Below are 23,741 nucleotides of genomic sequence, written 5' to 3' on the forward strand. Positions count from 1 at the left end.
GATCGGCATCACGATGGCGGACACGTGCAATTCTCGCCATGGTGCTCCATTCCCGATCGTCCTGCTTCATGCTCGCCGCCATCTGCTGCGCGGCGGGAGCTGCACTCTGCGTGGTCGCCACTGCTCTGATCTCGCTTGGCCTGGCGCCCTGCGGGCCGATCGCAATGGTGACCCTCCCTACTGCTGCAGGACTGCTGGTCTACTTCACGTTCGCCTTCGCGGCGGAAGCCCTGCTGCAGGCGTCGCAGCGCCTTCCGCAACGCCACGTCGGTTCCGCGCCCGGCGTGCTCACCGGGGCACCACCAGTGGGCCCCGCTCTCGCAGGCGGCCGTCACTTGTGGCTCGTGCATAGCCGCTGAACGAAGCCGCCTCACCAAGATGGATGAGGCCGCCGGTCGCGCGGCGGCGTTTCCGGTTGCGTGAGTGTGGCCAGGGCGAAGGCGACCTGTATCCTGTAGAGCAGACAGGTCAAGGAGCAGTTGTGGAGGCAGGCGCGATCAGAGAGGTGGCGGTGCAGGTCTGCCACTATTTCCGGGATTTCCTCGAATCCGATTTCAAGAGACAACAGGCGCCCCGGCGCAAGGTTGTACTCCAAACGGAGAGCGGCTTTCGCGCAGGCATGCGCGTAAGGCCCTACCCCACGCTCGAATCGGAGTTGTGGGCGCTGATCTCCCGCCCGAGCGGGGATCCGATGCACATGAAACTGCAGCCGCGAAAGCACACCCGCTCGCTCTCCCCTCTGCTGCGCAAGATCATCTCCGAGCATATCGACGCCATCGATGACGCCGCCCTGGATCGGGTGCGAATCTCTTGCAAGGAGCAGATCGCAAAGACCTATGCCCAGACGGTCACCGATCCCGAGCAGTGGGTAGAGGCCGCCTGCACACACCTGCGCGAGCAGATGGGCGAGCAGGTTGTGCGGCCTTTGATTGCCAGGCTGGACGCTCCCCTGCAGCGCACAGCCTACAGCGTCATAGATTCGCTCTACGCCGCCGAGACGGAGATGATTGCGGCAGTCAGCTCGGTGGCTTGCGCGCAGCTGTCGGACGTGCTGGCCAAGCATGTGGCCAAGCGCGACGACGCCGGCGTCGACGACGTCCTTGCCACCGCCATCACTTTAGATTCTGCACGCCCCGCGCTCAGCACCTTCTTCGAGAGCTTCGTAGCCGCTGACGCATTCCTGGAGTTCCGGGACGTAGAAACCTACGCAACGATCTCCGAGGGGGTGCAGCTGTACCTGTACATCGGCACCTGCAAATTCCGCAATGCCCTGTACCCGCTCTTCTTTGTCCCGATCGACGTGCAGAAGATGCCTGAGGGCGAGGGGTACCAGCTGTCGCTCGTGAACCAGCTGTTCGCGAACCGCGCGGCAATCGAATTCGTGCTCCAGGAGCTCGCCCAGGCCAAGATGCGCGAGTGGGTCAGCCCCATCCAGGACCGCATCAACTATCTCAAGCCCGAGCAGAGCATCTACGAGGTGGCACGGGGACTCTTTGGGCTCGTGGCCAACTCCATGGATCTGGCCGGCCAAGCGAACCTCGGCTCGCGATCGCCAGACGCCGCGACCGCCGACGTCACGCTCAGTCCCAGCCTGTACCTTTGCGTGTTCGACCGCGGCGAGGAAGCCCTGGTCAACGACTACGAAGAATTGATCTCGCTGGCCAAGCAGGGCGGAAGCGCCATCGTGGGCCTCTTCGAGGACATGGTTCGAGGCATCCTGGCCGAGAACCCGAAAAGCATCGCGGCCGCTGTCGACCAGCATTGGGACGGTTTGTCCTTGGCCGACCGCATGGTCTTCGACAGCCCCATTCCGCTGAACGAGGAGCAGCGCAAGATCCTGCTCGCGGTGCGACATCCGGAGGGACGCATCGTGGTCGTGGAAGGGCCTCCTGGCACGGGCAAGTCGCACACGATCACCGCGATCGCGGCCGACTGCGCCTTCAATCAGCGCTCCTGCCTGGTGCTTTCGGACAAAGCCGAGGCACTCCAGGTCGTCCAGGACAAGCTATCGGAAGCCATGAGCCGGGTGCGCCACGTCGAGGACTTCCCCAACCCGCTGCTGCGCCTGGGCCGGCAGGATGCCAACTTCAAGAAGCTGGTGGCCAACCAGACGGTTGCACAGGTCACCGCATACGTGAAATCCATGCGCGCCAACCAGCAGCGCCTGCATGAGGAAAAGCAGGACACAACGGTCGAATTGAGGGCGGCGATCGAGAACACGGTGGACACCCTCGGCTCGCTGCCGCTGGCGCAGGTGAAGCGCCTGCACGATGCCGAAGGGACTCTGCGCAAGGACCTGCCCGGCTTCGTCGAACTGCTGGCGCGAAGCGCCGCCGCCGTCGGACGTCTTGCCGACCTCGCGCAGCCCTTGGAGCACGCTGAAGCGCTCGGCGCCTACCTGGCGCGCGCGCTCAGGGAGCCCGCGGGCAGTGTTGCGGTGCTGAAGGATCGATTCCTCACCGACCAGGTACTCGCCGAATTTTCCAACTCCGTGCCGGCCGGGGTGCTCGAAGCGATGGCCGCGTTTGAACGGCTCTCGGCTGAAGATGCGCGAGAGCTATCCGACTTGCTGCTGCGGTACCGGCACCTGCGCATGCCGCTCTTTGGATACTTGTTCCGCGGGGGCGCCGTACGCGCCCTGGAAGTGGAACTCAATCGCCTGCCCGCGGCGAGGGTCCTGCGCCTGAAGGAGGAGGGGGACACCCTCAACAAGGCGGTCGAGGCAGCATCGGCATTGCGACGCAAGCTGGAGGCCGCCGGTCTAACGGACCGGCTCGCCGGGGCTTGGCGCCTTCTGGCGCGGGGAGACCGTCTCGTGGGCCCAGGCCCCGGGGCGGCAATGCATGCTCTGGACGTCCTCGGTGGCATCGACGGGGCTCCACAAGCCCTGCTTGCGGCGACCGCAGACACCTGGATGCTCACCCTTTCGTACGTGAAGGACTGGGCGGAGGTGCAGCAGGCGTTTGCGAAAGCGCCGCAATTCGATTACGTGGGCACCAAGTCGAAGCTTGAGCGCCTGAACACGTCCATGATGAACGCTCACGTGGACGACCGCCTGGTCAACTTCATGGACAACCACCGCACCGATGCGAAGGTGCTGTCGCAGCTGATCTCCAACCGGCAAAAGTTTCCGGAAGAAAAGTTTGAGGCGGTGCGCACGTCCTTCCCGATCATCATTGCCAGCATCCGCGAGTTCGGCGAATACATGCCGCTCGCACCAGAGCTGTTCGACGTGGTGGTGATCGACGAGGCATCGCAGGTCTCCGTGGCCCAGGCCCTCCCAGCGATGCTGCGCGCCAAAAAGGTGGTGGTGCTGGGAGACAGCAAGCAGTTCTCCAACGTGAAGTCGTCCAACGCGAGCATCGCGATCAACGAAAAGTACAGATCGAATCTGGTTCAATTCTTCGAGCGCAACGTGAGCCGCGATGCGGAGGCGCTGCAGCGCCTGGCGATGTTCGACGTGAAGCGCTCCGTGCTGGAGTTCTGCTCGATCGCGGCGTCATTTTCGATCATGCTGCGCAAGCACTTTCGCTCCTACCCAGAGCTGATCAGCTACTCATCCAGCACCTTCTACGACCGGCAGTTGCAGGCGATCAAGGTGCGTGGCGTGCCCATGGACGAAGTGGTCCGTTTCGACCAGGTACCCACCGAAGGCAAGGCGGCCACCCGCACATCAAACGTCGCGGAGGCCGACTTCATCGCCGAGCGCCTTGTGGAATTGCTGGAGGAAGAATCGCCGCCGACAGTGGGGGTGATCACACCATTTCGCGAGCAGCACACCCTCATCACGAAAGTGCTGTTCAACCACCCGCGCGGCAACGAGTTCGAGGACCGCCTGCGCCTCAAGGTGATGACCTTCGACTCCTGCCAGGGCGATGAGCGGCAGATCATCTTCTATTCGATGGTGGCCACAGCCGGCAAGGACGCGCTGAACTACGTGTTCCCCGTGTCACTCGGGGCTGCCACGGAGTCGGTGGAAGAAAAGCTCAAGGTCCAACGCCTGAACGTGGGCTTCAGTCGCGCCCAGGAAATGATCTGGGTCGTCCATTCGATGCCGCTGGAGGACTTCCGCGGCTCCATCGGACAGGCCCTGCACCACTACGAACGCGTGCTCGAGCAAAAACACGGAAGCGCGGCGGACACGGATCCGAGCAGCCCCATGGAGCAGCGCGTGCTTGCTTGGCTGCAATCCACCAGGTTCGTGCAGGCGCAGCCTGAAGACGTGGAAATACTGCCGCAGTTTCCGATCGGGGAGTACCTGAAGCAGTTGGACCCCACATATTCGCACCCTAGCTGGCGCGTCGATTTCCTCATTACCTACCGCTCCGAGAAGGGCCCGATCTACATCGTGGTGGAGTACGACGGCTTCGAATTCCACTTCGAGAACGGCGCCCAGGTGCACGTGGGGAACCATGAGCGCTACCTTAGACCCGAGGACGTCGAGCGACAGCTCACACTCGAGAGCTATGGGTACCGTTTCCTGCGGATCAACCGCTTCAATCTGGGCGCCGACCCGGTTGGCACGCTGGACGAGCGCCTAGCCAAGCTGGTGGAGCTGGCCACAGGCGAGCAGCGCGCCAAGATCGTGGAGCGCCTGCGCGACCAGGCCGAGGGCATCTTGTCCAAGGATATGCGCCAGTGCACCCGCTGCAGCAGCATCAAGCCGCTGCAGGGATTCTTCGATGCGGCACTGAAGAACGGGCGCGGTGGCTACGGGAGGGTGTGCGCCGATTGCAAGGGCACACCGCGCCCTCCTTCTGCGGGAGTGCGCAGACCGAAGCCCGCCTACCACTCTCGGCGTTGGAGGTGATCGCTCGCGCAGACGCCCAGAGGAACCGAACATGGCGACCTTGCTGCTTTTCTTGATCTGTGGCGGCGCCCTCATCGGGCTGCTAATGCACAGCGCCAAAGCGCCGCCGCTGGAACCTTGTCCCCACTGTGGGCAGCGCGCCGGTTTTCGCTGGCGCTATGGGCGAGTAGATGGAGGACCGGATCGGCGGTACCACGGGAACACTCTCATCTGCCGCAGCTGCGGCGGGTCCAAGTCCGCCGCCCCAGCTTCTCGATCTCAGCGGCCCGTGGTCAGCTGCCACCACGTGCGCCAGCCGGGTGTACGCCGCTTTGAGGATTGTCCCGACTACCCGCGGCCCGGGGAGAAGTGCAAGATCTGTTGGGTGCGCAACGAAACATCCGAGTCGACCTCGGCCCAAGGGAAGCCCGAGCAGGGGTCACCGTGAAATTTCCGCTCGGGTTCGACCCGTCTGTCCTGGCCGGCGGCGCTTGGCCTCCCCTGCGTCAAAAGGCGATGGTCGTCACCATGCAGCCGGACTGGGACACGGCCCCGTCGACCATGCGTGCCCTTGCTTGGTATGCCGCGATCCTGATTGCGTGCCTGACGCTGCGCTATCTTGCGCAGGCCCCGCAGGGAGACCTGCAAGGCGCATGGGTGGATCTCCTGGCAGCGCTCGACTCGTTCATGCGCTTCTCGCTGCACATCGCGTTCTTCGTCTGCGTGTTCAGCGCAATGGGTCGCTGGGTGGTTCCCTGGAACTGCACCGCCAAGACAGCCTCGCCCCTGCAGTTCCTTGGCATGTGCTACACGGTAGCCGGCATCGACCAGCTGATGCGGCTGGCAATCGGCGCGGCCGCTGGCGACGCCGACATTGTGCCGGCGCTGCTCGCCGCCAAGGACGTGGCCACGATGGCGCTGGGGATCATGGTGCTGGTGGACTTCTTCCGCCCGCGGCCACCGCACAAGCCGCGCAGGCGGCCCCAAGCACGTCGCGTCAGCCGGTTCGAATCGTCGACGCGGCCGGCGCCGCTGTGACTGCTTCCGCCGTTCTCAGCGAGCGGCGCGCCCTGCCCCGCTCCAGGCCGCGCAGGCGCCTCGCTTCCCCAGGCAATACGATCCCTTGCGCTGCAAGAGATTGCCGCAGGCTGGGCGCCGGCGGTCCGCAGTGGAGCAGGCCACTGGCGTTTGAGGTGCTGAACATGGAGGTCATGTTCCCACTGGCCAGCCCGAGCGGCCAGTAACCTCGTTCACTCGGGCGACGTCGAATCTACGCGATTGGTGCCATGCTGACCGTTGGAGGACAGGAACTCGTGCCATCGGTGCAACGTCGGGATGCCGAAGCTGACGGGCGGTGCCAGCACGTCGCTTCCGCTGCTCTGCAGCCTTTCAGGAAGCCGCTATCCTCGCTAAATGAGCAGTACCCCCCGCGCTTCCGCTACCCGGTTGCTGGCCGCCTTGGCCGGGTTCGCCGCCCTCGCCTGCCTGGCAGGGGTTGGTGCGATGGCGTTCGGATTTGCACCGCACTCGCGCGGGCTCCTGGCGGCAGCATTGGCCGGCGCGGCCACGCTACTGGTGATCAGGCTGGTCCTTCGTGCGCGCGCCGCACGCGACGAGGCCGATCTCAGCGCCTCTGCGATCCCGACCCTTGCGTTCCCGCCGGAGTCGCGGCTCGATCGGCCGCGGATGGAGCGGGCGAGGTAGCTTCATCGACGAGAGTCGTAGGTTTCGCACTCCTTCGACTGCATAGTCCGCCTTTACCTCGCGGCAAGGCGGAAGGCCGCTCTCGCATGCAAGCCCACCGAACTCGCTCAGACCTTGATGGGGCGCAAACTCGCCTAGGAACCGAGCGAGCATCTTTGTGTACATGGAAGCCGGTAGCTTAATGGGGCGGGGTGTCCGGGTGTGCGCACTGCTCGTCGCGTTTGTATGCGCAGGCGCAGCCGCCGCGCAAGAGTGCCGTTCACCTGCAGCGGCAGTCGAGATCCTCTATTCGCGGTTGCTGCTACGAGCGCACGGCCCGCAAGTCGACGATTGGGTGCGCGGGCTCGAATTGAATCCCCAGGCTGTAAAGGTCACCGTGCGCGGAATCATGCTCTCGGAAGAATGGGCGAACAAGTTTGTGCACGGCGTTGCAGCTTCCGACACTGTTAGAACGCTGTATCTGCAACTCCTTGGCCGAGATGGCAACGAAGACGAGGTGAAGGGTTGGCTCGGTCCGTATCAACAACGAGGACTTGCGCACCTAGTAGACGGCTTCCTCAACAGCACAGAGTACGCTGAAAAGTCAAACGGAGGTCTGCCTGCCAGTCAGGGACCAGTTTGCTCGACGCCGCTGGACCGGTGTGAGCAGACCTGTGGAACCTTTAATCAAACGCAGTGCGCAGCCGTGTGCCCGGCGAGCCGTGAAATTGCAGATTGCCATTGCGATTACGCGCTATTTGTTGCCTGGGAGAGGTGCGCCTGCATTCCTCGGCCGCAGGTGCCAGACTCGCCGCCGGCGGAAGCCGTGCCGCTCATTCCGATACCCCCGTACGCTGGCAATGAGTGGTGCGTTTGCCCACTTGGGTCGCAGCGGAATCTCTACAACCACCAGTGCAGGATTGGTCATTGCTCTTGCGGGCGGGGTGGGTCGTCTCCTCTGGCAATTTGCCTGCCTTGATCTCTGCGGTCTGTCTCCCGCTCCTTCGGATCCTGTTGAAGCAATCCGCGCCCGTTTCGCACCAGCTCGTCGAACTGTGCCTCCGCGCGTGTGTACCACGCAGGCCGTGCACCACTTCCGCGGACCATTCGAGATACTGGATCCGCTGCGGCAGACTCCACGCTACAGGCGGGCTGTAGACGACGTCGCGCACATTCACGGTCTTGTCGGCGAGCTTTAGGCGCTTACCCCCCGCCGACAGGTGGGCGGCGTGCTCGATCTGCAGTTCCTTGCGACGCGCCTTGGGCAGCGACTTGTCGTCCGAGACTTCCAGCACCAAGCCCGTCACCGCGGGTCCGTACCGCCAGGCGAGCTGCCCCTCCGTTGCCCCGGTGTCCTCCACGGTGTCGTGCAGCATCGCCGCGGCGAGCTCCGTCGGATCGGTCACTCCGGCCGACATGAGCAGGTGGGCCACCTCCAGCGGATGGTTGACGTAGGGTGAAGCCAGCCGATCCTTGCGTCGCTGGTTGCGGTGCAGCTGCGCGGACACGAACGCGGCGTCGGTCAGCAGCCACGCCACCACTCCCGCGTCGTACCAGCCATGTTCGTGGGCAACCCGCAGCCGCGCGGGCGTCATCCCCAGCTGCGCCGGCCAGGGCCATTTCTCTTCGTCAAGCAGGCTTGTCATGAATCGCTCCCTCCGTGTCGTTGCCGATCGGCTACGACTGCCCGGCGGTGCCCGGCGGCCGAGGACTCTTGTTTGGCCCCGGCGCGGGAATGTCGGACAATGCGTGTATCTGCTCCGTGCCTATATATTCTCGCAGATTGATGACAGACGCGATTCCACTGGTGAGCGAAGTTGTGACGCTGTTGCGTCAAGCCGGCCCGCAGACGCCGACCCAACTGCGCGCGCACCTGCCTGACTGCACGCTCCCGCAGATCCAGCTCGCCCTGGATGCGGCAACCACCATGCAGGTCGTCAGCAACCTCGGCGGTCTGATCTATGCGTTCCGCCCGCGCAGCATTCTCGAGCTGGGTGTGCCGCAGGCCCCTCGCCTGACTCGCCCCGTGCGGCCTACCGGCCCGCCTCACGGGATGTGGGCCCGCTACCGCGGCGTCTTCGCGAGAGCGCGCCGATGAAAGCGGCAGCGACGCGGCCGGCCGCGTCGCAACCCGTGGGCCCGACCGCTGACGCGGCGCCCTGGCGCGCGGCGTCGGTCGTCCTGGCCGCCGCGGTCATCATGCTCCCGGTGACAGGGATGTCCTCGGCCATCGTGTACCAGGACACGCTCAAGGCGTTCCTGGCGAGTGCAGCCGCGGTGCTGGCCCTGCTGGCGCTGTTCTGGAGGCTGCGGTCGCCGGCGACGTTGCGCACCCACGCGATCGTGGTGCTCCCGTTGCTGCTCGCGGTCTACGCTCTTGGCTCGATCGGGTGGGCCCACGGCTACCTGGCCGCGTGCGAGGCGATCCGGTGGGCCCTCTTCGCAGCGGTGCTGGCCGTCGGTGTGAACGCCTTCACGGGCGAGAACGCCGCCCGGCTCGCCTGGTCAGTACACCTGGGCGCGGTCGGCGCCGCCGGCATCGCGGCGCTGCAGTTTCTCTTCGCGTTTGGGTTCTTCGCCCAAGGGGAGGCCCATCCGGCCGCAACCTTCGCTAACCGCAATTTCATGGCGGAGTACCTCGTGTGCGCGCTGCCTTTCGGCGGCATGCTGCTGGCGCGCGCGCGCCGCGACGACGCCGTGGCGCTCCTGTCCGCCTCCATCGGCCTCGTGGTGCTGGCCCTGATGATGGCTGCCACGCGATCGGCGCTCATCGCCCTCGGGCTGGAGGCGATCGCCTTCGCCCTGATCGTTTGGCGTCTGCGCTCCGTCCTGCCAATGACGCAATGGAGACCCGGCACGCGGGTGCTGGCCATCCTGGTGTTTGCCGGCGTCGTAGGCGGGCTCGGCTCGATCCCGAGCGCCGACCGCAGCGTGCTCCACGAGGATCGCGGCGCAACGGCCATCGAGCGCACCCTCAACCGCTCGCGCTCCATTTCAATGAGCGATTCGTCGCTCGGCATGCGCAAGGTGATGTGGGATGCCACGCGCAAGATGATCGTGGCCAACCCGGTCACCGGGGTAGGTGCGGGCGCCTGGGAGTACCAACTGCCCCGCTTCCAGGATCAGAGGGAGTCGGTCGAAAAGGACTACTACGCCCACAACGAGATCCTGCAACTGGTGGCTGAATATGGGCTCGCGGGGGTGCTGGTCCTGCTGCTGCTTGCCCGCTACCTGCTCAGGGCCACGCGTCACGCGTGGGTCGCCGGGCCGCTTTCCTCCGACGGCATCTGGCGCGCCACGGCGCTCGCCAGCGTGATGGCGATGCTGGCGGTGAGCATGCTCGGCTTCCCCTGGCACATGCCCGCCACGCTGCTGCTGTTTGCCCTGAGCCTGTCGATCCTCGCTGGCAGCGACCCGCACGGCCGCGGCCGCGAACTGTCGCCGGGAAGCATCCAGTGGGACCCGGCATGGCGCGGCGTCGCGCTACTTGCCAGCGCCGGCGCCATGGCTGGCACGCTGTACGTCGCCTCCGTCACCGCGCAGGTGGAAGTGAAGCTGGTGCGGGCGTACAAGCTGGCCCAGTACATCTCCGACTATCCGGATCCGCGCGACGAGCTGCTGCAGCCGCAGAAGGCGGAGGTACTTCGCCTCACGCGCGAGGCCATCGCGCTCAATCCGCACTACCGCCGCCTTACCCCCGCGATCGCGGATCACCTGGCGCGCTGGGGCGACATGCGCGAAGCCATCGAGATCTGGACCGCAACGCTCTCCTCGCGGCCTTTCATCGTGGGCATCAACACGAACGTGGCGCGCGCCCACCTGGCGCTCAAGGAACCGGCGGAGGCCTCCGCCTACCTGGTGCGCGCCCGCCGCGTGGCGCCGGATGCTCCTGGTGTCCGATCCCTGGAAGTGGCCCTCCTGATGGAGCTCGGGGACAAGGTTCGCGCCCTTGCCGCGGCACGTACGGCGCTGGGGCAGGGCATCCTCGACGAGGACCTGCTGATCAACACCTTCGTGCTGGCCAGCTGCATCGGGGACTCCCCCACGGCCGCCCAGGCCCTGGCGAAGCTGGGTCGGGAGAACCCCGGCCGCCTGTCCCAGGCCCTCGTGCAGCTGGCCACCGGCTACGCCCAAACCGGCTCGGACGACGGTCTTGCCGCCGACGCCTTCCGCCGTGCGCTGGCCAGCGCCACCGGCGCGTCCCGGGCCGCCGTTCTCGCCGCGGTGCCAGCCCGCCTGCGCTCCCGCCTTTCCCTCTGAACCTCCCCCGCCATGACCAGTACCAGCCCACAACCCGTCCAACTCCTGAGGGAGATCGCGAATCTGCTGGAAAGCGTCCGCAGCGCGATCGCCTACACCCACGCGACGATCTCCCCCGGGTGCCAACGCAATCACGCCGGCGACTGGGTGGAGGTTCACCGCGGCCGCGCGAACTCCGCCTTCCGGCAACTGGAGGCCGCCTTGCAACAGATCGACAAGGTGGAAGCCGGCCTGCGCGAACTGGTTGGTGTCGAACCGACCCCGGCAGCCGCGCGTGCGTCCCACGGATGCGCCGGCGGCGGCGGGTGCAACGGCGGGTGCGGCTGCTCCCAACGTCCGCGAGGGGGCTGACATGGTGCTGGACCTCTTCCCCGAAGTCGATCACCAGCAGGCCGCGCCCTCGCCTCAACTGCCTCGCCAGAACGAGTTGCACCAGTGGTTCACCCCGGCCTGGGCCGCGGAGGCCATCGTGGAGCAGAAGTTCTCCTGGCTGCGCGCTGGCCACCGCGTCATCGAGCCTTCCTGCGGCGATGGCGCCTTCCTGTGCGCGCTGCCGCAGGAGGTGGAAGTGCTGGGCGTCGAAATCGACGCGGCGCTTGCGACGATGGCGCGCGAAGCCGCCGGCCGGCGGGTGATCGCCGGCGACTTCCTCACCCTCCCAGCCTCGGAGCTGGGGACCGCGGATGCGATCGTGGGCAATCCGCCCTTCTCCAGCGAGCTCGTCGCCGCGTTTCTGGATCGCTCGGTGCAGCTGCTCAAGGAAGGCGGCGAGGCCGGTTTCATCCTGCCGGCCTACATCCTGCAGACCTCCTCCAAGGTGGAGGCCCTGTCGCAGCACTACAGCCTGGAGCAGGAACTGTTGCCGCGCAACCTCTTTCCCCGCCTGAAGCTGCCCCTGTGCTTCGTCAAGTTCGTGAAGGACCGCCGCCGGCGGCTGCACGGCTTCCTCCTGTATCACGAGGCGGCGGAGATCTCTCGCATCGACAAGGCCTGGCGGCACGTGCTGGCCACCACGCGCAGCCGCACAGGCGTGTGGTACCCGCTGGTGCGCGGTTGCCTGGCCGCACTCGGTGGCGAGGCGGACCTCGCCGCGATCTACCGCGCCATCGAGGGCCGCAGGCCCACCGGCAACCCGGCCTGGAAGGAGAAAGTCCGCCAGGTGCTGCAGAACGCGCGGCGCTTCAGCCGCACCGGCTCTGGGCGCTACCGGCTGGCCGAGCCTATCCCCGTATGAGCATGAATACCAACCACCACGAGAGCGACAGCATGACGAAGATGAAACGACTGGCGACCGCCGCCCTGGCCCTCGTCGCCGTGAACGCAGCCTCGTTGGCCGCTGCCGCCGACGAGAAAGACTGGACGGGGTATGGCGCGGCCGCGGGGCTGCGGCACGCCGCCGATCTAGCCGGCAAGGGTATCGAGGCCACGGCTCCGGCGTGTGCAGTGAGGGCGCACCTGGAGCTGGCGTCGACGCAGCAGGCCCCGGCCACCGCGAATTTCAATCTCTACCTCGACGCGTTCGAGCGTGTCTGCACCGGCCAGGGCTCGTCCGCGCTGAGGCCGCGGGAAGACCCCACCGGTTTCCAACCTGCGCCGAAACAGGCGCGCCCACTCTAGGAGGATCACATGTCCGCAATCATGATGCTGTTCTGCTGGAACTGGTGGAGCTTCGCGTTTCCCGATATGCCGCTGCCTCGGTCGAAGGCGCAGCAGCAGGGCGACAACGACAGCGACCAGCCCTGATCGCCCGCGTCGGTCGCGACCACGACTTTCCGACCGGCGCTTCTTCTCCAAGGCGGCCGACCTGGGTCTACTCCCACGCCCGATGGATTGGCTTGCCGGACGCCTCCCTCGTTCGGTATAGTTGCGTCAGGCTCGGTCATCCTGACCGACTGCCTGAGGCGCGGGCGCGGTCCAGGGGATCGAGAGCCCGGGGGCTTCAGCCCTAGTCTGTTCGCACCCCCCTTGGGGGTATGGTCGCCTCTGCATTGATCTGCTGACCTCTTTCGTGGAGTTACCTCCCCGGGGCGGGCGCAACGCGAACACGCTCTTGTGCATCCGGGCAGGGAACTGACCACGAACCTTCGGTTCCTTCGAAGGCGACCTGCGGTCGCCACTCAGAAGCGTGCTTCGGGCGCTTCAACAAACCCGCATTTCCTAATCGGATTGGAGTGAACCCCATGACCAAGTTTTCATTTTTCGAGGGCCAAAACGCCCACAACGCGCTGTTCGCGGCTGCTGAGGCGATCAAGGCCGAAGCAGCAGCGGCCGGCAAACGCATGTCGACCAACCGCTCCCTGACGCTGGCCGCCCAGCAGGTGTTCGGAGCAAAAAACCACCATGTGGCGATTGCTTCCGCGAAAGAGGCAACGGCCTCCGGCGATGACATCGTCGCGGCAGTAGCCCGCGCTGCGGCACCGAGGTTCCCGGACGTGCCCGAGGAACAACTGCGGGACTTGGCCAGCCTTCAGTTGCTCTCGAAGAACTACGCGGAATTCCGTTCTGCCGCTCCGACGCTGGAGGCTGAATACGCCTCGGGCGGGCACGTGATCCTCAGTGAAGTGCCACCCCAGGCGACGCGGAACCTACAGGATTTCGACCGAAACTTTGAAGTCCGGCGGGCAATCAGCGCGGAACTGGTCAAGCGCACCTTCGGGCGCGAACGCGTGCACCAAACCGATGGCGACTTCCTTGCGCAATACTTGCACGAGAAGCTGCTACCGCTGGTCGACAAGGACGACAGCGCGCAACTCGCAAGAGCGCAGATCGAGGCGGGAGGGAACTGCACCCAGCTGTCCCCACAGGACACTGACTTTGGCGGTCAGGACTTCGACACGACGGCCGGTGAACCCACGTTCACCGCTGTCATCGACTTCGCGTTACAGAGGCCGGGCGCGGGTGGACGCGACGCCGCGGTGGGCGCGTCCGCGCTGCTCACCTTCCCCAAGTCCGGTGAATGCGTTGTCGCGGTGGACGACGCCGAAGTGAAGATCAAATACTTCGTCCTGGAGGCCGCCCCCCAGTAGCTCCGTTGCCTCTGGGCCGCGCGTTCGGTCGCGGCCCAGGGCAGCTCTAGAGATGCGCTAGCGGCAGCCAGGATCGGCTCGAAAGCGGGAGTGTTCATCGCAATGACCGAACGTCAACCGGGGCGCCGGCACTTGGCCTCTGACCGACGCACCCACGCTGGCGCGTCCCTTCGACCCACGTGAAAATCAAGCGGTATCTCGAGGACGAAGTGAGTCGGTGTCCAATCCTTCACTCGTGCACGGTGCTGCTTGACAAATGCTGCGCCTCGACATCCAAAGGGGATGCCAACGAAGTTGAACTGACAGGTATAGGGGTTCCTTGCCAAGATATCCTCAAGGCGCCCCCCATCGAGGTGGGGAGCATAGAGAGCCTCAACATCGCTGGGACTGGCGGCGATCAGGCCGGTCACAAGCACCTCGGTGCAGGTGGGCTTCGTGCTGCGCCGCAGCTCCTCGAACTCCTGCTGCAATCGCTGCTTCACTTCAGCCTTCGTCGGGCCTGCAATAGCGGGTGGTGCCGGCGCGTCCATGTCGGCGAGCCTGGCTTGATCGGCAAGATCCCGCTCGCGCTCGGCACCGGGGCGGCTATCAACTGCCTTCGGGGGCTCCGGTTCCCGGATTCCCGGTGCCTGGAGGCTACCGACCCGTTCGTCGTTTCGCGCCTCCGTCTCGTCGGAGCTCAGAGGCACACACACGGCCTCCACTCGCACGGAGACTTGACGGTACAGGTTGCGAGGATGCCGGTACTTGATCGAGATGGATCCTCGACTCTGCGTGCCTGAGGAGTAGTCGCAATCGAAAGAAACAGGCACGGCGCGACCTCCGGGGCCCGTGATGAACTGAGCCTGCTGATCTGCCGAGATAGGGATATTGATGTGGACAGGCCCGCTGCGATCGGTGATGAAGAAGTCGTAGTACGAATCGTACTTGTCGCCGGAGAGGCTAATTGCGCGAGTGACGCGCTCTGATGTTCTCTGCGTGTCGGATTGCCTCTGCGTCAAGGTGAGGGTCCCGGCAGAGGCGCATGCCGCCCACAACGCCGCGCAAAGAATTAGGAGGCGAACAACGCTCACGGCTTCAAATCGAGGCTCCCAGAAAGCAGGAGCCTCACATCCCCTCAATGTCATTTTTCGTCGAGCGCCATGTGGGGCGCGCTATGCGAATGCCAGACAGCCACTGTAGCTGTGCAATTCTAGGCGACGCGGCTTCCGTCGCGCCTCAGTGGGCTCCTCGGGACTTCGATCGCATCCATGTTGTCCGTGAAGAACTGCACCTTCGCCGATCGCGGCATCGCCTTGAGCTGGATCTCCGCGCGCAGCGCGTCGCTCTTGGAAGGGAACTGCCTGGCCGCCAGCACACGCAGCGGAGGAAAGGCCCGCGTGAACTTCGCCCCCAGACCGAACACGTGTTGAACGAACCGCTGCTCCACATCGATCGCGATGCCAGCGTAGTAGCGGCCGCCCTCGCATTCCAGAAGGTAGAGCCAGTAGGGAGTCGCCGCGGCTGTATCGGACATGACTTTCAGGCTCGCTGCGTTCCCGCGACGCAGACGCTGCTGCGTTCGGAGCTGCCGTCGCCGTTGTGCTGCGGCACTCGCAGCGGATTGGGATAGCCTGGAGGCAGATAAGGCTGGAGGTCGCGCTTCACGTAGTGACGCACGCCCAGGCGCTGGCACAGCTCGATCATGCGCAGCGTGTAGTCCTGCCAGTCCTCCGTCTTCGTCATGGGCAGGTAGTTCACCCGACCGATCTTGAACAGGTCGACGAAGCCGCACGTGGTCTCCACGATACGCAGGCTGCTCTCCACGTTGAGGGTGGGCTCCAGGCTCACCCAGGTGAAGACGCCGGCGTCGTGGAAGCTGCGCAGCGCATCCATGCGATCGCCGGGCAACGCCGCACCTCGCTCCCACTTGCGCGAGAACTCGTCGTCCAGGCTGGTCAGGGTGGACGCGAACGCGTCGCGATCGGGCCGGAACAGATCCAGATCGCGCAGCGCGCGCGTGCCGCCCTTTGTAAGCGTGCAGAACCCCAGGCCGTGCTCACGCAGCACCTGAAGCGTCTGGCGCGTGAGTGTCGTGTCGCCGAGGTGGTACGGGTCCGTTGTGAACGAGAGGAGCACTTGGTCACGGCAGGCCGCGGCCTGGTACTTCCGGGCGTCCTTCGTCACGCCGGCCAGGAAGCCGTCGCGCGGCACCGCGGCGGCGTGGAATTCCTCCCGCGAGATCCGCAGCACCCCGGGGACGTAGCAGTACACGCACCGGTGATCGCAACCTCGGTACGGGTTCGTAGCAAGCGGCGCGTACTCCCCGGCTTGGCCGGCGGGCGCATAGATGTGCGTGCAGCCCTTGAGGCCGGCGCTCGCGTTCGCCGCGTTCGGTGAAGCTAGGTCCATGCCCTCTCCTGCACTTTGGTGTTCCGCGCTGCCGCGGTACATGGACACGGTAGCAGTGGCTCTGGCGAACGCCAAACGGGCGCCCGCCCTCGGAATCGGATGTCGACCGGGCTTCCCAACCTGCCGGTGCGCGCCTCTGCTTCGCGGTGCTCCCTCCTGGAACCCTCGCGGGTTTTCAACCTTCGGGCCGTTGCTTGCTGGTGCTGCCGGGTTCCTTGCCCGTCGATTCGGGCCGCGGTCGACATCTGCTTCGTGCAACCCCGGCGAAGGGGCTGCGGGGTGCGGCGGGCACGCCGTAGCCGATGCCGGCGCCGATCCGCATCGTCACCCGCTCGACGCGGCAGCGTTCCATCTCCGTGTTGAGCGCAACGTAGTAACGCGCCTGGCGCTCGCGCTCCTCTGCCAACGTGGCGGGGATCGTGCTGTGCGGGAACACCTGACGGTGGGCCGCCAGTGCAATCTCGTTCCTGATCATGCCCGCCCCGTTCCATTGCATTCTGGGCACGTGCCTTCCTCCGGCGGATGGAACATTCCATCCGCCTGCCCCTGGCGGCCTGTGCCCTGGCACGCGGAGCACAGGCCGGCGGCCGGCCCGGCGGCGATCATGACCCGCACGTGCCGCTGGATGGCCTTCACCTGCTTCACGCCCGCGAGATCCTCAGCTTCGCCGGAGTGGGCGTGCTGGAGCACAGCGGAAACCAGAGCGCTCAAGAGCGCATCGAGCTCCAGCAGCGGGCCGCTCGTGGCGTACCCGTCGCTATGCGGCGCACGCGGCAGCGAGTCCTGCGGCTCCTGGGCCAAGAGCGTGAGCGCCACCGTGGCCGCGCGCTTCGACTGTTCGATGTCCAGGTCCGGCACATGCTGGCGCATATGGCCGGCCAGCTCCCGCACCGGGTCCGGCACGTCGCCTGCCGCCGCGGCGCCTGCCGCGTTCGGGTCCCGCAACACGGGAAGCCCTAGCGCCGCCCGCACCTGGCCCCAGGCGGCCCGCTGCAGCGAGAACTCCCCGGCAGGGGCGTCGTGCAGCAGCACTCCAAGGGCCTCGTCGGCAGCGTCCAGGGCCTCTTCGCGCAAGTCCGTGCTCTGAGGCGCGGCTGCGGTGCCCGGCGGGACAGGTCCATCCGGACCCCAGTTCCAACCGGCGCGTCGCAGCCGATCGTCGCCGGCGATGAGTGCGTACTCCGGGGCCGTGAGCGCGCGGCCGCAGCCGTCGCGCCTCAGGTTGTGTGCCACCCTCATCACGGTGTCTACCGCGTGGCGCGTGACGTCGTCGTGCCTGTTGCCCATCTCTGCCCTCGCTCCCGGCGCCTGCCGCGCCCGAGCCCGCTCGCGTTCTAGTGCCCGCGACAACCAGCGGATGCGGTCCTTGCCCGCCGTGAGGTACGCGATCGAGGGCAGCGCCTTGCCGGTGAGCAAGTCCATGGGGTCGGGCCCTGCGTTGCCGTGCAGGAACACTTCGTTGGCCAACTCGTCGTCCGAGAGCTCGCCCATGGTGAGTTGCGCCCGTTCGCAGTCGTAGCGGTCGCCGTGCGGATCCGGTTCTCCGGCTGCGCGCCACTGGGCCGCCGGCGTCGTCTTCGGCGCGCTCACGACGCAGCTCCTTGTGCGCCGGCACGGCGGTGAGCCAACGCAGCCACCTCCCAGTCGTTGAGAAACTGCACGGCATAGCCGCTGAGTGCGCCTGGATGCGCCTTGAGCACCGCCTCGAGCATGGCCTCGGTGGGGCGCTCTGGCAGTTCGGAGCTGCGCGCCGCACGCACCTGCTGGAACGCCCTGTGCAGCGTGGTCACGACGTGACGCATGTTCGCGGCCGACAGCCGCGTGAGGCTCATGCCGGCGCTGGCCAGCACGTGATCCACGCCCTGCCAGTCCTTCACCTCCGGAAAGACGCTGACCGGGTAGGCGCGGGCCCACTGTGCGAGCTGCCGTTCGAACTCCTCCAACGCCTCGGCGAGCGGCGACCGCGGATCCTCTGCCGGTGCTTCCGCCTCCTGATCGGCATCGCCCGTCGGCGCCGACGCTGTCGATTCGCCCACCAGCCTGAAGATCGCCTCCCGCAGCGGCTGCGCCAGGCCAAACTGCCGCAGCATGTCCTCGGCGAACTGCCCGAAGCGCACGGCCTCCTTCAGGAGCGCGAGATCGCCACGCGCCACGGCATCGCCCCCGACCAACTTCAACACGCGCCTGCGTAGGCCCTCCCACGGCGCGGTGCTAGCTCCTGCGCCGGTGTCCTCGCCGTCGAGGATTCGCTGCAGCGCCTCCATCATCCCGGCGCATCCGCTTTCATAGGCGGCCAGCTCGCCCGCGTTCGCCGCATCGAGGACGAAGCCCATCTCCGGGTCGAACCCGGTGTGGAACCGGGCCGCGGCGGCGGCGTTCACAGCCTGCACGATGCGCGCGGCATCCTGGTAGGCCTGGGTGGCCTCCAGCTCGGCGCCGCTCTTGCCCGCGTCGTGGATAGGTCGGATCACCGCGGCGACCTCCCGACCGCGAGCCGTCCTGACGTAGTGGTGCAGGCTGGTGGACGCGATCACCCACGGGAAGTCGGCCGGCAACAGGGACTCCAGCTGCACGCCGCCGGCGAGCTTGCCCGACTTCAGGGCGCGGATGTCGGCAGCCGCGCCGCCGTTCGCCTGGTACGCCTCCGCGATCTTCGCGGCAGCCTCCAGGGCGTCATCGCGCCAGAAGACTGCGCTCTTGCCCGCCCGCATCTTCTCCCACCCAGCCGGGATGGGCGTGGCCGCCGGTGCCCGGGGCTTTGGAATCCAGGCGGCCGGCCGGGGGTCGCCCCACTCCGTGGTGCCGCATCTGCAGTGGGCAAACGGCTCGTGCGCGTCGAACTCGAACGGCTGGTGGCAGCTCGCGCAGTAGGGCCAGTAGGCCAGGCTCTTCTGTGTTTCAGGCATGGGGTTCCTCCTTGTTGCCGGGAACGCGCTGCACGTCGAGGAGCATGCGTGCGCTCGGCCATCCCTCGTCGTCGCGCAGGCGCAGAAACACGCGGTGCACACGGCTGCTGCCGGACAGGTCCGGCCACACGTAGTAGCCGACCACGGTCTGCTCGCGCCACTCGTTGGGCCGCGCGTAGTGGGCCCACACGCGCGAATTGACCGGCGGCAGCACATCGCCGACCACCGGCTCGAGCGGGGTCGACGCGCTCGCGAGCGCGTGCCACTTCGACTCGGCATCGGCCACGGCTTTGGCGAGGCCGTGCGCGGCGCAATAGTGGCCGCCGTCGCCGTGCATGACGGCGAGCAGCTCGTGAAGCATCGCCTCGGGCGTGAGCCCAGCCAGGTACGCGAGGCGGCGCGCATCGCCCGCCTGTGACGTTGACGACTGCCCCGGAGCGCGATCCGGCAGCGTAGTTGCCAAGGTGCAAGTGGCATTGGGATCGGTCATCGCGCGCCTCACCCTTAGATCGAGCACTGGAAGCCAGAGGCCTGACGGAACTGCGATCGCAGGCTGCCGCCACGCGCGTGCTCCGCCATCAGCTCGCTGCCGATCCAGCGGCGGCCCGTCTCTTCGCAAGCCGCAGCCGTGGTGAACCATCCCGCAAAGTTGTCGACGACCAGGTCGTTCGGCTCGGACAGGAATTCCACGAGAAAGCGCGCAAGCTTCAGCGGCATGCTCGCGGAATGCACCGGCAGTCCTTCAGCGCGCGCAAGAGCGCGCATCTCGTCCTGCGAGCGGCAGCGATGGCCGACGGCGATCACGTTGCGCGGAATGCGCCCGGGGGTCATCTCCCCGAAACTGCCTTCCCGGATGCGGTTTGCGCCATCACCGAAGGTCGCGTTCCTCCTCTCCCCACCGCGCGCCATCAGCTTTGTGTGCCGCTCGGTGTGCGGCTGCAGCACGCGCCTGTTGTCCGAGCGGCATGCCTTTGGGTCGTTGGTGAACCAGAACACAGGCTCCCAGGCAACATTGAGCTGCTGGCGAGTGCGGCTCGCCCACATCGTGGGACCCGGGGCCTTCGAAAAATTTTGCCAGACCAGGCGGTCCATCAGGGCCAGTCCAAGCCTGGTATGCATGGCCACCACGACCATCTCCGAATAGAGCGACCTGGCCGGCGTGCCCGGCTCGAACACGTCGTTGCCGAGGTTCAGGCACACGCTGCCCCCAGGTACGAGGTGGCGAACGAGCGGCTCCATCGCGTTGCAGATGAAGTCGACGTACTCCTGCACCGGCGGATTGCCGTAGGCACGCGGCCGTTGCAAGGGATAGGGCGGGCTCGTGAGCACCAGATGCAGGGGCTCGTCAATGCGCTGGAACACATCCTGGCAGCGCCCCCAAAGCGCGATGCCCAAGTCGGTGCTGAACGCGACCAGGAAGGTACGGGGCGGCGCTGGCGTGAGGCCTTTGGCCTTCGGAGTGGTCCGCCACACCGCCCGCGCGTCGCTGCGCTCCAGGAGGCCCATTGCCTTGAGCGTCTGCTGCACCCAACGCACGCTGCGTCGCTGCAGGTTGTGCAGCTCGCCGGAGCGTCCCACAGGCTGCCGCGCGGCCCAGACTTCCTTGGGCAGCCCCAGCTTCTCGGACAGCCTTCCATAGAGCTGCTCGTTGGTCAGCTCGCCCGCTTCCTTGTAGGCATTCAACACCGGCTCGAAGAGGGAGAGTTGGGCAGAATTCATCATCTTGTCTCACGGTCCTGGCGCGCCACACCATCGGCGAAGTTGAACGCGCGCCACTCCGACTTGTTGGCTACGGTGGCGTACTGCATGGGCGAGATCGCCATACCGGCACGCAGGTTCAGGTACCCATCCGGCTCACGGGCTTCACCGCCAGGCGGGCCGTACACGTCCCGTACCCGGCCGGTTCCGAGACGGTCGGTGCATCCGGTAGGGCCTTTCGAGCCCGACCCGGAGCAGCTCTGGCAGACATCAAGCGCAGGCGCATCGGGCGGCAGCTCGCAACGCCCTGAGCCGCCGCAGGAGCCGCAACGCTCGCCCTCTGGGGGCTGGAAATCGCTGCCCGGAATCACGCAGCCAGTCGTGCCGGCCCCGTCGCAGTTCTCGCACATCGAGAAGCCGGCTGCCACGCCCTGAATGAACCGCAGCAGCCTGGCGCGTGCCAATGGCACCAGGCGGGTCTGCCGCAGGATTCCATCCTTGCGTGCGGCGTCCAGCAGCTTGTCCATCAGGTCGTCAGCCTGGCCTCGAATGGCGTCAGCCATGGTCGCTCTCTCTTCACGTCCTCAAGACATCAGGTTGAGCCATTCGTCCCGGCCACGGCCGCTGGCCAGCTTCAACTGGCGGTCGAATCCTGGTGCGGCGACAAGCAAGAAGTCGGCGGTGTCCTGCAGCACCATGGAGCACAGGCCCTCGAACCCCTGCGTCCTTTCCCGTTCCATGATCTCGTGCACACTGTTCATGCGGCCGATGCAGCCCGACTCCAGCGCGTCGTGCAGTGCGCGCGAGATCATCTTTCCGATGGTTGCAGCTGGCAGCTTGGCATGGGCGACGCGGGGCGAGACATCAGCCACGCTGCACCTCGCCCTTGCCGCTGCCGTTGCCCACGATCGTGTGAGGCTCGCTTCGCACGCGGTCCGCCGGAGGGGGCGGCATGTTGCGCGCAGCCTCCATGACTTGCTGCCGAGAGAGCCGGCGAAGCCTACGGGGCGTTTCCTCGACGATGCGCTCCTGCGCCAACTCCGGGCCCAGGCCCGTCTGGTCGGGCGCGCCAGCAGCCCTCTGCTTGGCCGCCGGCGCGGAATGCGGGAGAATTGTCGGCATCGTGGCTTTATCGTTTGCGCTGGTGTCCATTCGCAAAATAGTACAGTCCACGCAGAACAACACCAAACAGGAACCATCGCCGTGAAGCTCGTCCCCGTCCTCCCCCTCGCTGTCTTCGTTTCGGCGGCCGCGTTCGGCCTGGCGCAAGCGCGAACCGCCGGCACGCGAGCGGCCGCAACCCCGACGCAGCCGGTGCTGGCCAAGGTCGTCTACGTCGACGACGGCGACACCCTCGTGGCGCTCCTGCCGGATCACCAACAGCTGAAGGTCCGCCTGGCCAACATCGACGCCCCGGAGACCGGCCACGGCCACTGCCGGCCTGGCCAGCCGCACTCCGACCAGTCCGGCCGCCGCCTCGCGGAACTGGTCAAGGGGCGCCAGGTCGAGCTGCGGTGCATGGATACCGACCGGTACGGCCGCTCCGTCTGCGACGTGGTCATGGGCAGCACCACTGCCAACCGGATCCTGGTGCAGGAAGGCCTCGCCTGGGCCAATCGAGGCGGCAACGGCTACGTGCGCGATCGCGCGGTGTACGAGCTCGAGGACCGCGCACGCGCTGCGCACGTGGGGCTCTGGCAGGACCGCAGCCCCACGCCGCCGTGGGTGTGGCGCCACACCGAGTGGCTCGCCCCGCAGCCCGGGTGCGTGCGCAAGGGAGATCGCTCGTGAAGCGCTCGGTCCTTCTGCAGTCGGTCCAGAGCGCGGAGATCCGTGCGGTGCGCACCGCGGGCCTGCTGGACGACCTGGCGATCGCCAGCGCGGACATGGAGCAGATCCCCTCGTTTCGCGCGCAGCTCGAATCCGGCGAGATGATGCCGGTGGGCAGCGTGGAATTCGTGAGCGAGGCGATGTCGGTGGCCGGCATCGAGCCGCCGCAGCCGCCCGGCTTCCCAGCCAGCCTGCAGTCGTGGTTGCACCGCACCGTGGCGCGCACCTCGGTGGGCAAGCTGGCGAGCCTGACCGCACGCACCTTCGTGAAGCCCGTTGCGACCAAAGTCTTTAACGGGTTCGTTTTCGACCCGGCCGACGACGCGGCACTGGACGAACACGACCGGGAGCAACTCGCGCTGCTGCGCAGGCTGGACCCGGCAACCGAGGTCTGGACGAGCCCCGTCGTGAGCTTCACCAGCGAATGGCGCTACTACGTCTGCGGCGGCCGTGTAATCGGAGAGGCCCGCTACGACCCCGACGGCGCTGACGATGCCCCGGCGCCGGAGCGGGCCCAAGTCGACGCCGCCATCGCAGCCTATGGCGCGCTCGCTCCATACAGCCTGGACATGGGAGTGCTCGCCAGCGGTGAGACCGCACTGGTCGAGATCCATGACGCCTGGGCCCTGGGCCTGTACGCCCACGCGCTGACGCCACGCGTCTACTACCGCATGCTGCGGGACTGGTGGGACTTCCACCTGGCGCAGCAGGTCCAGCCCGTCTGAACTCAGTGCAGCATGGGCGCCGTGTCGCGCCGGAAAGCCGCATAGCTGCGCACCAGCTCCAGCGCCTGTTCGCGCGTGAGCATGTCGCTCACGCCGTAACCGTCTTCGTACTCCTGCTCGAAGGGCAGCTTCAGCTCCATGGACACGCCGGTGCGCATGACGATGAAGTGGGTCTCCGGCTGGTCCAGGGAGTTGCTCACCGACAGCACCAGGCGGTTGGGCAGGCGGACGTGCACGGTGCTGGCTGGAATGGCCGGATCCGGCGTCAACCGGCCGACGTGGGCATCCGGGAGGGCACTGGCGATCGAGGCGCACAGCTCCAGCATGCTTTCGTGAGCGCGAGCGGCAAGGTGAGGCATGGCTACAAGAAACAGGGACGAGGACTGAACTTTTGCACCGGATGTCCCCACGGGAAAGGGCACAACTATCTGAA

General features: G+C 66.5%; 23 protein-coding genes and 1 pseudogene. 11 read left to right on the top strand and 13 right to left on the bottom strand.

The annotated features are described in order from the left end of the window. Positions 1-505: 505 nt before the first annotated feature. The 3 genes and pseudogenes from WG923_RS15395 to WG923_RS30430 all read left to right on the top strand — a co-directional run. The gene (locus WG923_RS15395) at positions 506-4,810 is read left to right on the top strand and encodes an ATP-binding protein (RefSeq protein ID WP_340351848.1); all 4,305 of its coding nucleotides are present in this window, start codon (positions 506-508) and stop codon (positions 4,808-4,810) included. A gap of 423 nt (positions 4,811-5,233) precedes the next feature. Further along, a complete protein-coding gene (locus WG923_RS15400; protein ID WP_340351849.1) occupies positions 5,234-5,827 on the top strand; it encodes a hypothetical protein in 594 nt (197 codons plus the stop codon). An 847-nt stretch (positions 5,828-6,674) separates the two neighbouring features. After that, positions 6,675-7,064 (top strand): annotated as a pseudogene (locus tag WG923_RS30430) (phycobilisome rod-core linker polypeptide); the annotation flags it as partial. Between the two features lie 241 nt (positions 7,065-7,305). On the opposite strand, the gene WG923_RS15405 reads toward WG923_RS30430, so the two are convergent. Beyond that, the gene (locus WG923_RS15405) at positions 7,306-8,118 is read right to left on the bottom strand and encodes an HD domain-containing protein (protein WP_340351850.1); all 813 of its coding nucleotides are present in this window, start codon (positions 8,116-8,118) and stop codon (positions 7,306-7,308) included. A 14-nt stretch (positions 8,119-8,132) separates the two neighbouring features. Here WG923_RS15405 and WG923_RS15410 point away from each other — a divergent pair, with 14 nt between their 5' ends. The 6 genes from WG923_RS15410 to WG923_RS15435 all read left to right on the top strand — a co-directional run bounded on the left by WG923_RS15410 (position 8,133) and on the right by WG923_RS15435 (position 13,758). Continuing rightward, the gene (locus WG923_RS15410; RefSeq protein ID WP_340351851.1) at positions 8,133-8,570 is read left to right on the top strand and encodes a hypothetical protein; all 438 of its coding nucleotides are present in this window, start codon (positions 8,133-8,135) and stop codon (positions 8,568-8,570) included. Continuing rightward, entirely contained in the window at positions 8,567-10,732 is a 2,166-nt protein-coding gene (locus WG923_RS15415; RefSeq protein WP_340351852.1) for an O-antigen ligase family protein, read from the top strand. Before WG923_RS15410 ends, WG923_RS15415 begins: the two co-directional genes overlap by 4 nt. A 12-nt stretch (positions 10,733-10,744) precedes the next feature. After that, a complete protein-coding gene (locus WG923_RS15420) occupies positions 10,745-11,083 on the top strand; it encodes a hypothetical protein (protein ID WP_340351853.1) in 339 nt (112 codons plus the stop codon). Position 11,084: 1 nt separating this feature from the next. Further along, positions 11,085-11,966, top strand: coding sequence for a class I SAM-dependent methyltransferase (locus WG923_RS15425; RefSeq protein WP_340351854.1), 882 nt, complete (start codon positions 11,085-11,087; stop codon positions 11,964-11,966). A gap of 32 nt (positions 11,967-11,998) precedes the next feature. Next, positions 11,999-12,349 (top strand): hypothetical protein, encoded by a 351-nt coding sequence (locus WG923_RS15430; RefSeq protein WP_340351855.1) that lies wholly within the window; start codon positions 11,999-12,001, stop codon positions 12,347-12,349. Between the two features lie 563 nt (positions 12,350-12,912). Then, positions 12,913-13,758, top strand: coding sequence for a hypothetical protein (locus tag WG923_RS15435; protein WP_340351856.1), 846 nt, complete (start codon positions 12,913-12,915; stop codon positions 13,756-13,758). A 113-nt stretch (positions 13,759-13,871) separates the two neighbouring features. Here WG923_RS15435 and WG923_RS15440 read toward each other — a convergent pair whose 3' ends face one another. The 11 genes from WG923_RS15440 to WG923_RS15490 all read right to left on the bottom strand — a co-directional run bounded on the left by WG923_RS15440 (position 13,872) and on the right by WG923_RS15490 (position 21,875). Continuing rightward, positions 13,872-14,759 (bottom strand): hypothetical protein, encoded by an 888-nt coding sequence (locus WG923_RS15440; RefSeq protein WP_340351857.1) that lies wholly within the window; start codon positions 14,757-14,759, stop codon positions 13,872-13,874. Positions 14,760-14,950: 191 nt separating this feature from the next. Next, positions 14,951-15,274 (bottom strand): GIY-YIG nuclease family protein, encoded by a 324-nt coding sequence (locus WG923_RS15445; protein WP_340351858.1) that lies wholly within the window; start codon positions 15,272-15,274, stop codon positions 14,951-14,953. A gap of 5 nt (positions 15,275-15,279) precedes the next feature. Continuing rightward, on the bottom strand, positions 15,280-16,149 hold the full coding sequence (locus WG923_RS15450) for a radical SAM protein (protein WP_340351859.1): 870 nt from the start codon (positions 16,147-16,149) through the stop codon (positions 15,280-15,282). 175 nt (positions 16,150-16,324) lie between these two features. Further along, positions 16,325-16,624 carry a hypothetical protein gene (locus WG923_RS15455; RefSeq protein WP_340351860.1) on the bottom strand — a complete coding sequence of 100 codons (300 nt, stop codon included), beginning with the start codon at positions 16,622-16,624 and terminating at the stop codon, positions 16,325-16,327. Continuing rightward, on the bottom strand, positions 16,621-17,739 hold the full coding sequence (locus WG923_RS15460; RefSeq protein ID WP_340351861.1) for a hypothetical protein: 1,119 nt from the start codon (positions 17,737-17,739) through the stop codon (positions 16,621-16,623). Before WG923_RS15460 ends, WG923_RS15455 begins: the two co-directional genes overlap by 4 nt. After that, the gene (locus tag WG923_RS15465) at positions 17,736-19,055 is read right to left on the bottom strand and encodes a hypothetical protein (protein WP_340351862.1); all 1,320 of its coding nucleotides are present in this window, start codon (positions 19,053-19,055) and stop codon (positions 17,736-17,738) included. Before WG923_RS15465 ends, WG923_RS15460 begins: the two co-directional genes overlap by 4 nt. Next, on the bottom strand, positions 19,048-19,545 hold the full coding sequence (locus WG923_RS15470) for a hypothetical protein (protein ID WP_340351863.1): 498 nt from the start codon (positions 19,543-19,545) through the stop codon (positions 19,048-19,050). The genes WG923_RS15465 and WG923_RS15470 overlap by 8 nt, the downstream gene beginning before the upstream one ends. Positions 19,546-19,559: 14 nt before the next feature. Next, positions 19,560-20,777: a site-specific DNA-methyltransferase gene (locus WG923_RS15475; RefSeq protein WP_340351864.1), complete on the bottom strand. Its 1,218-nt coding sequence runs from the start codon at positions 20,775-20,777 to the stop codon at positions 19,560-19,562. Continuing rightward, positions 20,774-21,316: a hypothetical protein gene (locus WG923_RS15480; protein WP_340351865.1), complete on the bottom strand. Its 543-nt coding sequence runs from the start codon at positions 21,314-21,316 to the stop codon at positions 20,774-20,776. The genes WG923_RS15475 and WG923_RS15480 overlap by 4 nt, the downstream gene beginning before the upstream one ends. Before the next feature lie 21 nt (positions 21,317-21,337). After that, complete coding sequence (locus tag WG923_RS15485) at positions 21,338-21,625, bottom strand: hypothetical protein (RefSeq protein WP_340351866.1); 288 nt, start codon at positions 21,623-21,625, stop codon at positions 21,338-21,340. Continuing rightward, a complete protein-coding gene (locus WG923_RS15490; protein ID WP_340351867.1) occupies positions 21,618-21,875 on the bottom strand; it encodes a hypothetical protein in 258 nt (85 codons plus the stop codon). Before WG923_RS15490 ends, WG923_RS15485 begins: the two co-directional genes overlap by 8 nt. A gap of 81 nt (positions 21,876-21,956) precedes the next feature. On the opposite strand from WG923_RS15490, the gene WG923_RS15495 reads away from it, so the two are divergent. Next, positions 21,957-22,544, top strand: coding sequence for a thermonuclease family protein (locus WG923_RS15495; protein WP_340351868.1), 588 nt, complete (start codon positions 21,957-21,959; stop codon positions 22,542-22,544). Continuing rightward, positions 22,541-23,308: an ATP-grasp domain-containing protein gene (locus WG923_RS15500; RefSeq protein ID WP_340351869.1), complete on the top strand. Its 768-nt coding sequence runs from the start codon at positions 22,541-22,543 to the stop codon at positions 23,306-23,308. The genes WG923_RS15495 and WG923_RS15500 overlap by 4 nt, the downstream gene beginning before the upstream one ends. Before the next feature lie 2 nt (positions 23,309-23,310). Here the strand turns inward: WG923_RS15500 and WG923_RS15505 are convergent, their stop codons facing one another. Further along, positions 23,311-23,634 carry a hypothetical protein gene (locus tag WG923_RS15505; protein ID WP_340351870.1) on the bottom strand — a complete coding sequence of 108 codons (324 nt, stop codon included), beginning with the start codon at positions 23,632-23,634 and terminating at the stop codon, positions 23,311-23,313. Between the last annotated feature and the right edge of the window lie 107 nt (positions 23,635-23,741).

It is taken from the genome of Ramlibacter sp. AN1133 (genome assembly GCF_037890035.1).
In the GTDB taxonomy this organism is placed as follows: Bacteria; Pseudomonadota; Gammaproteobacteria; order Burkholderiales; family Burkholderiaceae_C; genus Ramlibacter.

Excerpts from the sequence above, each read along its gene's own strand:
- WG923_RS15405 (WP_340351850.1), bottom strand. The coding sequence starts at position 8,118 with ATGACAAGCCTGCTTGACGAAGAGAAATGGCCCTGGCCGGCGCAGCTG.
- WG923_RS15415 (WP_340351852.1), top strand. The coding sequence starts at position 8,567 with ATGAAAGCGGCAGCGACGCGGCCGGCCGCGTCGCAACCCGTGGGCCCG.
- WG923_RS15420 (WP_340351853.1), top strand. The coding sequence starts at position 10,745 with ATGACCAGTACCAGCCCACAACCCGTCCAACTCCTGAGGGAGATCGCG.
- WG923_RS15425 (WP_340351854.1), top strand. The coding sequence starts at position 11,085 with ATGGTGCTGGACCTCTTCCCCGAAGTCGATCACCAGCAGGCCGCGCCC.
- WG923_RS15430 (WP_340351855.1), top strand. The coding sequence starts at position 11,999 with ATGACGAAGATGAAACGACTGGCGACCGCCGCCCTGGCCCTCGTCGCC.
- WG923_RS15435 (WP_340351856.1), top strand. The coding sequence starts at position 12,913 with ATGACCAAGTTTTCATTTTTCGAGGGCCAAAACGCCCACAACGCGCTG.
- WG923_RS15445 (WP_340351858.1), bottom strand. The coding sequence starts at position 15,274 with ATGTCCGATACAGCCGCGGCGACTCCCTACTGGCTCTACCTTCTGGAA.
- WG923_RS15450 (WP_340351859.1), bottom strand. The coding sequence starts at position 16,149 with ATGGACCTAGCTTCACCGAACGCGGCGAACGCGAGCGCCGGCCTCAAG.
- WG923_RS15455 (WP_340351860.1), bottom strand. The coding sequence starts at position 16,624 with ATGATCAGGAACGAGATTGCACTGGCGGCCCACCGTCAGGTGTTCCCG.
- WG923_RS15465 (WP_340351862.1), bottom strand. The coding sequence starts at position 19,055 with ATGCCTGAAACACAGAAGAGCCTGGCCTACTGGCCCTACTGCGCGAGC.
- WG923_RS15470 (WP_340351863.1), bottom strand. The coding sequence starts at position 19,545 with ATGACCGATCCCAATGCCACTTGCACCTTGGCAACTACGCTGCCGGAT.
- WG923_RS15475 (WP_340351864.1), bottom strand. The coding sequence starts at position 20,777 with ATGATGAATTCTGCCCAACTCTCCCTCTTCGAGCCGGTGTTGAATGCC.
- WG923_RS15480 (WP_340351865.1), bottom strand. The coding sequence starts at position 21,316 with ATGGCTGACGCCATTCGAGGCCAGGCTGACGACCTGATGGACAAGCTG.
- WG923_RS15490 (WP_340351867.1), bottom strand. The coding sequence starts at position 21,875 with ATGCCGACAATTCTCCCGCATTCCGCGCCGGCGGCCAAGCAGAGGGCT.
- WG923_RS15505 (WP_340351870.1), bottom strand. The coding sequence starts at position 23,634 with ATGCTGGAGCTGTGCGCCTCGATCGCCAGTGCCCTCCCGGATGCCCAC.